14 protein-coding genes are annotated in these 13,345 nt (G+C 40.4%); 2 read left to right on the top strand and 12 right to left on the bottom strand.

From position 1 onward, the window contains the following. Window positions 1-31 precede the first annotated feature (31 nt). From ABEB05_RS02195 to ABEB05_RS02140, 12 genes are all read right to left on the bottom strand, one after another. Window positions 32-2,413, bottom strand: a complete 2,382-nt coding sequence (locus tag ABEB05_RS02195; RefSeq protein ID WP_265787137.1) for a GumC family protein — start codon at window positions 2,411-2,413, stop codon at window positions 32-34. Between the two features lie 184 nt (window positions 2,414-2,597). Beyond that, window positions 2,598-3,344: a ribonuclease III gene (rnc, locus tag ABEB05_RS02190; RefSeq protein WP_265787135.1), complete on the bottom strand. Its 747-nt coding sequence runs from the start codon at window positions 3,342-3,344 to the stop codon at window positions 2,598-2,600. 2 nt (window positions 3,345-3,346) lie between these two features. Further along, window positions 3,347-4,591 (bottom strand): beta-ketoacyl-ACP synthase II, encoded by a 1,245-nt coding sequence (fabF, locus tag ABEB05_RS02185; RefSeq protein WP_265787133.1) that lies wholly within the window; start codon window positions 4,589-4,591, stop codon window positions 3,347-3,349. Window positions 4,592-4,634: 43 nt separating this feature from the next. Beyond that, window positions 4,635-4,871, bottom strand: coding sequence for an acyl carrier protein (locus ABEB05_RS02180; RefSeq protein WP_265787131.1), 237 nt, complete (start codon window positions 4,869-4,871; stop codon window positions 4,635-4,637). Between the two features lie 128 nt (window positions 4,872-4,999). Further along, window positions 5,000-5,749 carry a 3-oxoacyl-[acyl-carrier-protein] reductase gene (gene fabG, locus ABEB05_RS02175; RefSeq protein WP_265787129.1) on the bottom strand — a complete coding sequence of 250 codons (750 nt, stop codon included), beginning with the start codon at window positions 5,747-5,749 and terminating at the stop codon, window positions 5,000-5,002. Between the two features lie 12 nt (window positions 5,750-5,761). Then, complete coding sequence (gene fabD / locus ABEB05_RS02170) at window positions 5,762-6,649, bottom strand: ACP S-malonyltransferase (protein WP_265787127.1); 888 nt, start codon at window positions 6,647-6,649, stop codon at window positions 5,762-5,764. After that, on the bottom strand, window positions 6,649-7,644 hold the full coding sequence (locus ABEB05_RS02165; RefSeq protein ID WP_265787125.1) for a beta-ketoacyl-ACP synthase III: 996 nt from the start codon (window positions 7,642-7,644) through the stop codon (window positions 6,649-6,651). The genes fabD and ABEB05_RS02165 overlap by 1 nt, the downstream gene beginning before the upstream one ends. A 13-nt stretch (window positions 7,645-7,657) precedes the next feature. Continuing rightward, window positions 7,658-8,641, bottom strand: a complete 984-nt coding sequence (plsX, locus tag ABEB05_RS02160) for a phosphate acyltransferase PlsX (protein ID WP_265787123.1) — start codon at window positions 8,639-8,641, stop codon at window positions 7,658-7,660. Between the two features lie 22 nt (window positions 8,642-8,663). Next, window positions 8,664-8,843: a 50S ribosomal protein L32 gene (rpmF, locus tag ABEB05_RS02155; protein WP_265787121.1), complete on the bottom strand. Its 180-nt coding sequence runs from the start codon at window positions 8,841-8,843 to the stop codon at window positions 8,664-8,666. Window positions 8,844-8,866: 23 nt separating this feature from the next. After that, window positions 8,867-9,379: a YceD family protein gene (locus ABEB05_RS02150; protein WP_265787119.1), complete on the bottom strand. Its 513-nt coding sequence runs from the start codon at window positions 9,377-9,379 to the stop codon at window positions 8,867-8,869. A 46-nt stretch (window positions 9,380-9,425) separates the two neighbouring features. After that, a complete protein-coding gene (locus tag ABEB05_RS02145) occupies window positions 9,426-10,094 on the bottom strand; it encodes a deoxynucleoside kinase (RefSeq protein ID WP_265787117.1) in 669 nt (222 codons plus the stop codon). Window positions 10,095-10,098: 4 nt separating this feature from the next. Further along, entirely contained in the window at window positions 10,099-11,385 is a 1,287-nt protein-coding gene (locus ABEB05_RS02140) for a glucose-6-phosphate isomerase (RefSeq protein WP_265787115.1), read from the bottom strand. A gap of 150 nt (window positions 11,386-11,535) precedes the next feature. Here ABEB05_RS02140 and ABEB05_RS02135 point away from each other — a divergent pair, with 150 nt between their 5' ends. Both ABEB05_RS02135 and ABEB05_RS02130 read left to right on the top strand, forming a co-directional pair. Further along, the gene (locus ABEB05_RS02135) at window positions 11,536-12,555 is read left to right on the top strand and encodes a polyprenyl synthetase family protein (RefSeq protein ID WP_265787113.1); all 1,020 of its coding nucleotides are present in this window, start codon (window positions 11,536-11,538) and stop codon (window positions 12,553-12,555) included. 11 nt (window positions 12,556-12,566) lie between these two features. Next, window positions 12,567-13,337 (top strand): UDP-2,3-diacylglucosamine diphosphatase, encoded by a 771-nt coding sequence (locus ABEB05_RS02130; protein WP_265787111.1) that lies wholly within the window; start codon window positions 12,567-12,569, stop codon window positions 13,335-13,337. Window positions 13,338-13,345 lie beyond the last annotated feature (8 nt).

Below are 13,345 nucleotides of genomic sequence, written 5' to 3'. Positions count from 1 at the left end.
TATTTTTTGATTTAATAATATTGTCAGGAAGTTAGTTCGTCTTTGCATAGTCGTAATACTCCTGATACCTGTACTGATATAACCCTTTCGTTTCGTAGCTATCGCTGCTTTTCTTGGGCTTATACATGGTTAAGACAAGACCAATATTATTCTCATCATATCCCCTGTTTAAGTCTTCCAACGTATTTTTAAGAACCACGTCTTTAGTTTCATTGAATTTAGCCGCAACAATGATTTGATCACTCATACCAATAATTGGAGTTATATCGGATACAATACCATAAGGAGGAGTATCAAATAATACGATATCGTATTCTTCTTTTAATTTTTTAACAAGTTCTTTGAATTTACTGCTTGAAGTTAATTTTGCAGGCTGAATAGGTTTCTTACCGGCCGGTAGAACATACAAATCAGTCATTTTTGTAGATCGTATTGCTTTTTCTGCCGTAGATTCATCATAAACTAATTCTGTTAATCCCGGACTAACAGACAAATTAAACATTTTATGGGAATTAGGCCGACGAAAATCACAATCGATAATCAGAACCTTTTTTCCAATTTCAGCAAGAGCCCATCCTAAATTAGCCGTCAGGGTAGTTTTACCTTCTCCAGCTCCACTACTGGTAATAAGCAAAGTTTTCGGTATATGATCGGGGTTACCATACAACAGATTACCTACCATGCGTCGGTAAGACTCAGCAATAGGTGAAGTGGTATCATGGTACATCACTAAATCTTCAGAAACGCCTTTCTCACTTCCTTTCTTTTTACTAAAGTTCCATCCCCGGCTTTCCAAAAGAGAATAGTGATAAATTACTGACAATAATGGATAGGGATAAGATTTTAATTTCTCCGAGCTGTTTATAACTGAAGTAAAATAATCCTTTGCCAATATAATGGCCAACGGAAGTAAAAATCCCAAAAGGATACTACCCAGATACCATATAGTTTTTTGAGGTTTAACCGGGCTCATATTTACGGTAGCATGGTCGAAAATTGTTGCATTGCTACTTTGTGTTTGTTCCCAAAGACCTATTTCTGCCTCCTGTTGGGAAATAGAAGTATAAAGCTCCCGGTTCATTTCAACCGTTCGCTCCAGTCGGGCCAGTTGAACTCTGTTGTCCGGCACTCGATCCAAAAATCCACGTGATTGTTCGATCCGTCGATCCAGGGCAGAAATTTGTGCTTCAAATTGACTTTTTTGCATCCGTAGCTCCATCAGCTGCCTCTGGATATTCCCAAGCTCTTGTGCCATATTACCGCTATTTTCACCAACAAATCCAATATACTGCCCGTCTTCTCCTAACATTTCGGCACTTAGGGATTCAATTTCCGAGCGCAGTTCCTCAATTTGTTCGTTTAGTTTTTTGAGTTCAGGTTCCGAATCCGGATTTTCCTTTAATCTTGGGTTATTAGAAAGCAGTATAAATCGTCGGGTTGTCAGCTGGGCCAACTGTTGCTGGTAACTTGCTATTTGTGGTCCAATAGCCTTTGAATATTGATCTGATAAACCCGGTTTAATAGACTCTATTTTGTTTTCATAATTTTCGATAGCAGTATTAGTAGATTCTAGCTGAATCTGTATTGACTGACGTTCGGCCTCCAATTCCGATAAAGAATTAACCGCATTACTTGCCTGAGATTCCAAAGCAACCAAATCCTGACTTCCGGTAAATTGGCTAAGTTGCTGTTCTGATCGGTCCAGTGCTTCTTTTAATTCCTCCTTTTTTTCGGCAAGAAACTCATGTGCATTACTAGCCGATTTCTTTTTCTTTGCCAATGAAAGGTTTTGGTATTCATTAACTGCAAAATTAACGATCTGTGCCGTTTCATAGGGAGAATAACTTTCATAGGAAACAACCAGAAGTGAAGAGCCTTGTTCCGAACGCTCGACTTTTAAGCCACTTCTAATTCTGCTCGCAACCGTAGCCGAAGATACCATTGTAGAATCCTCCGGGTAATTGGTCCAAAAAATTGGATACCTCTTACCATTCGGTTGTTCATCAAACTGGAGCACCTTTTCAGCTACCCTATTAGAAAGTTCCTTAGATTGGAATAGATAAATAGCATTCTGTACCACATTCTGTCCTCTTCCGATACTAAAGGAGGAAGAAACAATTTGTCCTATTTCACTTTCCGATCCAGGTAAGTTACTCTCAGTATTTTCTATTAATACTGTAGCACTGCTTTTATATATAGGTGCCAAATAATAATTCACATAAGCATAGGCCCCTGAAGCAAAAATGATTATACACAGCAAGAATACCCATTTATACCTGCTGATTAATGAAAACAACCGTTTAAAATCGATCAGCTCTTGTTGAGCTATATTTGCCTTTTGCGAGATGCTCTTTTTAAATGAAGTGCCATTTGAAGAGCTCCCATTATTTTGAATAAAATCGTGACTTGCCATACTGAATTACCCAATGATATTTTACAAATGGTTAAGCTTTTAAAATCTAAATCTCTCCGTCTCTATTTCTTCTTCAGAAGATAGAGTTTCAATATTCAATTTTTTTTGGAAAAAACAATATTATTCCTTTCTAATAATTAGTGTAGAAAAATAATGATTGCAGAATATTAGGCAGGATTCTGCTTTATTTTTTCAGGATCTGTAATGCTTTACGGGCGGCCTGTTGTTCTGCCTTCTTTTTACTCTTACCAATACCTGTAGATATAGGCTGGTTATCTACAAAGACCTCAATCTCAAACGTTTTGTCATGACCAGGACCTTTTTCTTTTACCACACGGTAAGTTGGAATTTCCATCTTATTTGCCTGGGCAAACTCCAACAACAAACTTTTATAATTATCTAAGGTATTTGTAATAGTATCAAAATTGATATACTGTTCGATTACACTGCGTACAAATTCTGATGCCGATCTATATCCGGCATCCAGATAAAGCGCTCCAACAAGGGCTTCAAATACATCTGAGAGGACACTCTTAGAGTTTTCTATTCCTTGTCCGTGTGCACGATCTGCCAGCAATAGCAACTCATTTAGTTCCAGTTCACGTGCAAATTCTGCCAGTGTATCTCCCTTGACTAATTTAGCTCGCAGTTTTGTAAGGAATCCTTCCTCTTCTTTTGGAAAAAGATCAAAAATAATCTCAGTAACAATGAGGTCAAGAACAGCATCTCCTAAAAATTCCAGACGTTCATACGAATCTGTGGGACTATAATTCTCATCCGCCAAAGTAGATCGGTGGCGTAATGCCCGAATATAAATATGCGGATTTTCAACGGGAACTTCAGTTATTCGCTGAAGTTTATCTACTCTTTTTTGATGCTCAGGGGGGAGCGGTTCTTCGGATTGAAAAAGAGCCCTAAGCTTTTCGAACATACTTATTCTTCAAACTTTTTAAATACAAGAGTGGTATTATGGCCTCCGAACCCAAAAGCATTGTTTAAGGCATAATCTACATCCCGAGCGACGGCTTCATTAGGCGTGTAATTCAGGTCGCACTCAGGATCGGGTGTCTCATAATTGATAGTAGGTGGAATCATACCATGATAGGTTGAAAGCATTGTCGCCAAAGCTTCCAAAGCCCCGGCAGCACCGAGTGCATGCCCTGTCATCGATTTTGTTGAATTGTGGTTGATCTTATAAGCATGGTCTCCAAAGACTTTTTTAATGGAGTTTGTCTCAGCAATATCTCCCAGAGGTGTTGATGTTCCATGCATATTTATATGATCTACATCCTCTGGCTTTATTCCGGCAGAATCCAATGCCCTGTTAATCGCTAAAATAACTCCTTCTCCATCTGGATCTGGTGCGGTGATGTGGTGGGCATCTGCTGAAAAACCGTATCCAACCAGTTCCCCATATATTCTTGCGCCACGTTCCTTGGCATGTTCATACTCTTCTAAAAATAAGATGCCGGAACCTTCTCCTAATACAAATCCATCTCTATCCTTATCAAACGGTCGGGAGGCCCGTTTTGGGTCGTCATTTCTGCTAGACATTGCTCGCATGGAAGTAAAACCCGCGACTCCAATCCGGGACACGGGAGCTTCCGAACCACCAGAAATTGCCATATCGCACTGACCGCTTTTAATAGAATCATACGCTAAGCCAATATTATGAGATCCTGTTGCACAGGCAGAAACAGCACAAAAGTTTGGTCCTTTAAAGCCATATTTGATAGAAATCTGCCCCGCAACCATGTCGGGTATGAGCATAGGAATAAAGAAAGGAGAAACTCCTCGGGGTCCATGTTCATGGAAAGAGATTGATTGATCGTAAAAAGTGATCATACCACCAATACCAGTTCCAACAATAACAGCCACACGATCCTTATCGATATCTTCGAGATCTAAGCCGGTATCCTGGATAGCTTCTTCGGCAGCAATAAGCGCGTATTGACAAACTTTGTCTAAGCGCCGGGCTTCCTTGCGATCAAAATAGTCCTCCTCATTATAATCCTCAATTTGGGCCGCAAACTTTGTTGTAAAGTCCTCGGTATCAAAATGTTCTATGGGCTGGGCCCCACTCTTTCCGGAAATTAATCCATTCCAGAAATCCGGTGCCGTCTTACCTACTGGGGTAAGGGCACCGATTCCGGTAATGACTACTCTTCTATTGGACATGCTAATAGCTTAGCGTGTAAGATTTATGAATGCAGTATAGTACCTATACTTTTTCTTGCAAATACTCAATAGCATTACCTACTGTTGCAATGTTTTCTGCATCTTCATCAGGAATGCTGATATCGAATTCTTTTTCAAATTCCATAATGAGTTCTACGGTATCCAAAGAATCCGCACCTAAATCGTTCGTAAAATTAGCTTCGTGCGTAACTTCTTCTTCGTCAACACCTAATTTATCAACGATAATGGCTTTTACTTTTGACTCAACATCTTGTGACATAATGACTATTATTTAGCTTAAATTTATGTTTATGATATAATTCAAATCTACCTGCTTAACTAAAGCATGGGCAGAAAATACAATTTAAATTATTAAAAATACACTTTCTGTACAGCTAACTTAATTCTCTACATTGCCATACCACCATCTACCCGAATAATCTCTCCGGTAATGTACGAACTTAGATCTGAAGCTAAAAATGCAACTGCTTGTGCGACTTCATCAGCATCACCGGGACGTCCCAATGGTGTTTCATCTTTAATTGCTTCAAGAAGATTATCATCCAGTTCATCGGTCATTTCAGTAGTAATATAGCCTGGAGCAACTACATTCGCACGAATACCACGGGATGCCAGTTCTTTTGCATAAGATTTTGTAAATCCTATAATTCCTGCTTTCGATGCGGCATAGTTACTTTGACCGGCATTTCCACTAATTCCAACAACTGAACTAATATTTATGATAGACCCGCCCCGATTGCGCATCATCGGTTTTGCTGCGGCTTTACTATAGTTAAAAATACTTTTTAAATTCGTATCTATAACTTGATCCCATTGTTCCTCACTCATTCGCAGGATCAAATTATCCCGGGTAATACCGGCATTATTTACCAAAACATCTAACTTACCCCAATCCGAAGTTATTTCATCTATAACTTCTCCTGCCTTTTCCAAACTCACGGCATCAGCCTGCAAGGCCTTAGCCCGCCGTCCTTTGGATTCAATATCTTCTTTGACCTCGTTTGCAGCGTCCACAGAATGAGCATAAGTAATGGCTACGTCTGCTCCTAAATCAGCAAGGACAAGTGCAATAGCACGCCCGATTCCCCGACTACCTCCGGTAACCAAGGCTGTTTTTCCTTCTAATGTTAAACTCATAAGCTCATTAAATTATTGATGACCATTTATTTCTACATTATCCAGCGTTCGCTTTACCAAACCCTGGAGTACATTACCCGGCCCTACCTCTACAAAAGAATCTGCACCATTTTCATGCATATTCATTAAAGTTTGGGTCCATAATACGGGATTCAACAACTGATTAAGTACGTTTGACCTGATTTCCTCAGGATCGATAGTGGGTTCTGCCGTATAGTTGCTATAAACCGGACATGCTGGTTCACTAACAGATAAACGCTCCAAACTTTCTTTTAATCCGTCATAAGCCGGCTGCATTAATGAAGAGTGAAAGGCTCCACTTACCGGCAATATTTTGGCTAACCTACATCCTTCTTCCTTCAACAATTCCACGGCCTTTTCAACAGCCTCTACATCACCTGAAATTACAATTTGTCCGGGACAATTATAGTTTGCTGCAATAACTTCTTTACCTAATTGCTTGGCAGCCTGTTTACAAATTTGTTCTACTACTTCATCGTCCATGCCAATAACAGCAGCCATCGTGCCCGGGTTTTCTTCTCCCGCCTGCTGCATAAGCTCACCCCGCCTGCGAACAATCCGCAGGGCATCCTCAAATGATACTGCCCCACATGCAACCAAAGCAGAAAACTCGCCAAGGCTATGCCCTGCAACCATATCTGGACTGGCATCTAATGTATTATATAGGGCTATGGAGTGCAAGAAAATGGCTGGTTGTGTAAATTCTGTTTGCTTGAGTTTATCTGCAGGTCCCTCAAACATAATAGTTTTAAGGTCAAAACCTAATACTTCATTTGCCCGATTTATGTAATGGGCAAATTGTTCATTTTGTTGATAGTGGGCTTGTCCCATACCAACAGATTGAGAACCTTGTCCAGGAAATATAAAAGCAGTACTCATTATTGTTCCCCCCATTTCATATAAATTGATCCCCATGTATAGCCGCCACCAAAAGCTGCGAGGACCAGGTTATCGCCATGATTTAATTTATCCTTCCAGTCGTATAAACAAAGTGGAATAGTTGCAGCAGTTGTATTACCGTATTTATCAATATTAACCATTACCTTTTCGCTATCAAGTCCCATGCGATTAGCTGTCGCATCAATAATTCTCAAATTCGCCTGATGGGGTACCAACCATGCTATGTCTTCGGCCGTAAGGTCGTTCTTTTCCATTATCTCGGCCGATACATCAGCCATGCCTACCGTCGCCTTTTTAAACACCGTACGCCCGTCCTGTTTTGCATAATGAAGTCGCTCCGCTACGGTATCATGGGAAGCCGGGTTTAAACTCCCCCCTGCAGGTTGATAAAGCGTTCCATTAGTATCCCCCTCAGTATGATGTATATAATCAATAATGCCAGTACCATCCTCTGTAGGTTCCAATAATACAGCTCCGGCTCCATCCCCAAATAAAATACAGGTTGATCGGTCGGTATAATCTACAATGGAACTCATCTTATCGGCCCCTATAACCAGTACTTTCTCCGCTCTGCCTGACTCAATCATATTGGCACCGTTAGACAGGGCAAACAGGAATCCGGAACAGGCGGCTGAAAGATCAAATCCATAGGCGTTATTAGCCCCTATTTGTTCCTGAACTAAACAGGCCGTTGCTGGAAAAAGATAATCGGGTGTGACCGTGGCTACGATGATTACATCTATCTCATCAGCGTCAATACCCCGGCGTTCTATGGCTTCTGCCGCCGCTTTTGCCCCCATAAATGCAGTGGCCTTACCTTCGTCTTTTAGGATCCTCCGTTCACTGATGCCCGTACGAGTACGAATCCATTCATCATTTGTATCCACCATTTCTTCAAGGTCACTATTGGTCAACCTGTATTCAGGCAAATAGTGACCTACAGATGTAATTCCTGCCAGTTTTCTTTCCGCCATGTAAGGGGTTTATTTAATTAAGAGATGCTACAATTTTTTCATTGATATTGTGCTCGAGGCATTTCGCTGCATTCAATATCATATTTTTCATTGCCCGGGGTTTACTGCTTCCATGTCCCACCATACTAAGTCCGTCAACGCCTAGAAAAGGCACACCACCTACCCGATCCGGATTAAATTCTTCTAGTGAACTTTTAAGAACCTGCTGAACTACTTTTGATTCTTCGGGGCCCAAATTTAAATTCTTTATACCTTTTTTAAAGAAAACTTTAAGAGCTTTTGGTATAGATTCTCCAAACTTTAACAAGATATTTCCTATAAGTCCGTCACACAAAAATATATCTGCCTTTGCATCAAAGATATCCCGTCCTTCAATATTCCCGGCAAAGTTAGGTAGCTCAGCCAGAGCTTCGTAAGCCTCTTTCAGATCCTCAGTACCCTTACTCTTTTCTTCCCCTACATTGAGCAGTCCAACTTTAGGTTCTTCAATGCCCATAATTTCATGAGCATAAATTGAACCCATTTGAGCAAATTGAACATACATTTCCGAGCGAACTTCCAAATTTGCCCCCACATCCATCATTAATCTTAACCCTTGGATGGTTGGATAGACAGCAGCAATAGTGGGCCTGGAAACTCCTTTTAATTTACCTAATAAAAAAGTAGATGCTGCCAAAAGTGCACCCGTATTCCCGGCACTGACGAAAGCATCGCATTTACCCATTTTATGCATGCCCAGCCCTGAGACAATAGAAGAGTTCTGCTTGGTTTTAACCGCTTGGGCAGGCGATTCATTCATTCCAATAATCTCAGGGGCGTGCTGTATCTTTATGCGTTGAGAATCATGATCATAATTAGAAAGCTCATCTTCAATTATGTCTTCAGGTCCGACTAAAATAAGATTAAGATCGGGTAACTTTTCAGAAGCCTGAACAGCACCTTTTACCGGACTCTGCGGATAAAAATCCCCACCTACGGCATCAACAGCAATAACCATGGATTATTGAATTAAGATAAAATTATTTATTTACGTTCAGTACCTGTCGACCGCGGTAGTATCCGCATTCTGTGCACACATGATGATATTTATGATATGCACCACAATTACTGCATTCGGCAAGAGTGGGTTCAGCAATTTTGTGATGTGAACGCCGCTTATTAGTTCGTGAAGAGGAATGTCTACGCTTTGGATGTGCCATTATCTATGGTAATAGTGTTTCTGTTAATTCTTAAGTTTTTTCAATTTCTCCCAACGGGGATCAATGTTATCTGATTCAGATTCATCTCGGATATCCCCAAACTTCTTTATTTCAAACTCTTTGGGAGCTCCATCCTCATCAATAAATTTAGGATGCAGCTTTTTTATCGGAATATTTAGTAAGACTGTATCTCTTACTTCTTCCTCTATACTGAGGGTGTTCGACGAGAAATTAAACCGGCGAACGGCCCCGTCTTCGTTTTCCGTTTCTTCCTGTACATCAACTTTAAAAAGAACTTCATAGTCAGATGCTATCGGCTGAGTATATTCTTCCAGCGATCGATCGCATACCAATTCTACATCGGCATCTAAATGAAAGTTCACCCGAATAAAATGGAGGGTTCGATAGAATTTAAGATCTATGTGTCCCCCTTTAAATTCATAAGGAGCCAGATCCAATGCTTCGTCCGGCAGGTCGACAGTTCGCCGACTTTCTCCTTCGGGTATCTCAACTATGTTAAATTCAAGTTTTGACATAACTTTTACAGCTTGCAAAGTTATGAATATTTGGCTTTACCTGCAATCAATTAAACAAGCCAAATAAACGCTGTTCAATGAGTTCAATAATTCGCCCTAAATCTTCGTTACTGTTTACAAAATCCAGATCATCGGTATCAATAATTAGCTTTTCATGGGGATAACGGTCAATCCAGTCCTCATATAAACGATTTAATCGCTCTAAATATTCGATGCGTATTGTATTTTCATAATCCCTTCCCCGTTGTTGGATTTGCTTAACCAAGGTTGGAACTTGTGCACGAATATAGATTAGTAGTCCCGGAGGTTTAAGATAATGGGCCATTTCTGAAAATAAGGCCTGATAGTTTTCAAAGTCTCGGTCGCTCATTAGCCCCATTTCATGCAGGTTTTTGGCAAAAATTTCCACATCTTCATATATCGTCCGATCCTGTACGAAACGCCCAGGCCGTTGCAACATCTGTTTTTGATGTCTGAAACGACTGGAAAGAAAATAAATCTGCAGATTGAAGCTCCATCTCCGCATATCATCATAAAAATCGGATAAATAAGGATTATCATCTACCGATTCATAAAATGGTTCCCAGCCAAAATGCTTAGCGAGCAATCCCGTTAGAGAAGATTTACCAGCGCCTATATTACCAGCAACGGAGATAAACTTTAACTCATCGTCAGATACCTGTTCCGTAATAGGATGATGTTCACTTTCTGCCATCAGACTACTTCTTTCCCAAAAGTTTATACATTTCTTTTTTATAAAACTCCACGCCCGGCTGATTAAACGGATTGACTCCCAAACAATAGCAATAAATGGCTGTCATAAGTTCAAAAAAGTAAATAAACTCACCGATATGCTGAGCATTTAACTCTTCCATTTTTATTACAATGCACGGCACTCCTCCTTCATAGTGTGCCTGCAATGTCCCCTCCAGAGCCCTTGTATTAACTTCATGAAAAGAGCGCCCGCTTAGATAATTTAGGCCATCATGGTTCTGTTCATCTTCATCAATTGTAATATGATCATTACCCTGCTCAACTTGGATAAAAGTCTCCATTAAATTACGAGGTCCATCCTGGACAAACTGTCCTAAGCTATGCAAGTCCGTAGAATAAACTGCTTTAGCGGGAAACATTCCCACTCCATCTTTTCCCTCGCTTTCACCCAGCAATTGCTGCAACCAGCCGCATAAATCGTTTAACTGAGGCTCAAAAGTCGTAAACAAATCCGTAACTGTTCCCTTTTCATATAATGCATGCTTAATTGCCGCATATTTCAGAACATTTTGTGGATCTTCCTCCAACTGTTCATACTGTGATACGGCCTCATAAAACAGGGAACGAATATCTATTCCCGCTATAGCTATGGGCAACAAGCCTACGGGTGTAAGCACAGAAAAGCGTCCGCCGACATCTTCGGGAATTACAAATTTCTGATATCCGTGCTCTTCAATCAGGGCATTTAGTGCACCACCCGTTGCACTGGTAGTACAAATAATCCGACCATCAACATCTTCGAACCTATCCTCCATCCAATTACGGATAACGCGAAATGAGAGTGCCGTCTCCAAAGTTGTTCCAGACTTTGAAATCACATTTAAATACACACTTTTGGGTTCTCCCTCATCATTGGGCTCTTCCAAATATTGGATAAGCTGTTCAAGATATTTTCCACTGAGATGATGCCCCGCGAACAAAATTTCTGGGCCTGCCCCTCCAAAGAATGAGGATAATGCCTCAATTACCGCACGAGATCCCAGGTAAGAGCCTCCAATACCACAGACCACAAATACATCTGCTTCTTCTCTAATGGTAGAGGCCAGGCTATCCAACTCCTCGAGTATTGCATCGTTAGGATCCGTTAGCATCTTCCGCCAACCCAGCCATTCGGCTCCTTCACCACTTTCTTGCTTAATTAACTGGAAGGACTGCTCCGCTTTAGCGTAACTTTCTTCGTACTCATTATCTGTCAAAAAAGACCGAGCACGGCTATAATCAGCTTTTATCATTTTATCATTAAAATTTTTCGTAATTGTCTATTCAACTTCTATATTTTTGTTGCTCAAAGGTATTGTAAATGACGGGAGTATAAAACCTGAATAATTATTAAATTTCAACTTTTATTTACCGCTGCACCTAAAGCTATTTAATTTTATCAAATGATAGACTCTCAGTTGCAAGAACTTACTTCCTTTAATCGGAAGAAGAAAAAAAATCTTCGCCAGATTACTCGTCCAGTAGCGGATGAACTCTCGGAATTCAGGCATTTTTATAAAGATGCTCTTCGAACTGATGTGTTTGTACTCGATAAAATTGTGCAATACCTACTCCGCCAAAAGGGAAAAGAACTCCGTCCTACCCTGGTATTTATGTCGGCCCGCTTATTTGGGGAGCCTACTACCAGAAGTCATGTGGCAGCAACCATGATAGAGCTCTTGCATACTGCAACCCTCATTCACGATGATGTAGTTGATGAAGCTGATATACGTCGGGGATTTCTAAGTATAAACAAAGTATGGAATAATAAAGCAGGAGTGTTGTTAGGCGATTTTTTACTTTCCAAAGGACTACTCATTGCTCTGGACTATGACGAGTTTAAACTACTAAAAGTACTTTCTAAAGCGGTAGAAAGTATGAGCGAAGGAGAATTACGGCAGTTTAAAGCAGCCCGCCTTTTTAATATGGATGAAGATTACTATTTCAAAGTCATCTCTGAAAAAACAGCCAGTCTTATTGCTGCCTGCTGCGAATGTGGGGCTATCTCTACCACTGATAATGTGGATTATCATCAAAAGATGCATGCTATTGGAATGAATGTGGGGATTGCATTCCAAATACGCGACGATCTTTTTGATTATGGGGTTGATGATATTGGTAAGCCCAAACGAAATGATATTCGTGAACGCAAAGTAACCCTGCCCTTTATAAAGGCGCTGGATAATGCGTCCATAACGGAAAAAATTCATGTCCGGCATCTAATGAGGAAACGGAATAAAAAAGAATCTGACATCGATAAAATTGTCGCTTTTGTTCACGAAAAAGGGGGAATTAAATATGCTCAGTCCATAATGAAAGAATATGCCTCAAAGGCACTCTCGGAATTAGAGACGCTTCCCATGTCCGAAGACCGACAAGCATTTGAGGATCTTATTGAGTTTATCATCAGCCGAAAAAAATAAGCGGCCGCCAGATGGACTTATCCACTATTAAGCCTCCAGTCTTGTTCCTCTCTGATGTACATTTTGGGGGATTTTCGGACCAGGAGAACCACCGAATAGAAACCGAACTTATCCAGCTGATCGATTATTGCGAACAAAGATCTATTCAAATTTTTATCCTGGGGGATCTATTCGACTACTGGATGGAATTTCCTGACTATATTCCCTCCTATGGAAATAAACTTCTTGACCGATTTGAAACGTATAATCGTAATATCTCCTCTATTCCCTATATAACAGGTAATCATGATCACTGGACGTATGGACATCTTATAGACAGGGGATTCAAAATCACTCACGAATATATTCAATGTTCCCTGGACCAAAAAAAACTTATGCTCTTGCATGGAGATGGCTTAGCAAATTCCCATTTTGATCTACCCAGGCCACTGATGCACAGGATCCTGCGTAATTCCTTTTTTCTGAAATGTTATCGGGCTATATTAAATGGGTCGGCTGGGTTGACACTAATGAAATACTTTTCCCGTTTTAACAGAAAACTCGATGATCCTGAAAATCATAAAGAAATGCTTTCTAACTGGGCAAAAGATCAGTTACAGAAAAGTGATTTCGATTTAATAATTTCTGGTCACGATCATATACCCCGCCGGGAACAATATGACTTCGGAAGCTATATAAATTTAGGTACCTTTTACAAGCATCGTACTTTGGCCCTTTACAATAATTCAGCCATTAAACTCGTTTGTTGGGAGCCTGAAACACATTCTCTTAAACCATTTTGAGTCAAAAA

It is taken from the genome of Fodinibius salicampi (assembly GCF_039545095.1).
GTDB classification, from domain to species: domain Bacteria; phylum Bacteroidota; class Rhodothermia; order Balneolales; family Balneolaceae; genus Fodinibius; species Fodinibius salicampi.
The sequence above is the reverse complement of the archived record's forward strand: the minus strand, read 5'-3'. Positions and strand labels throughout refer to the sequence as shown.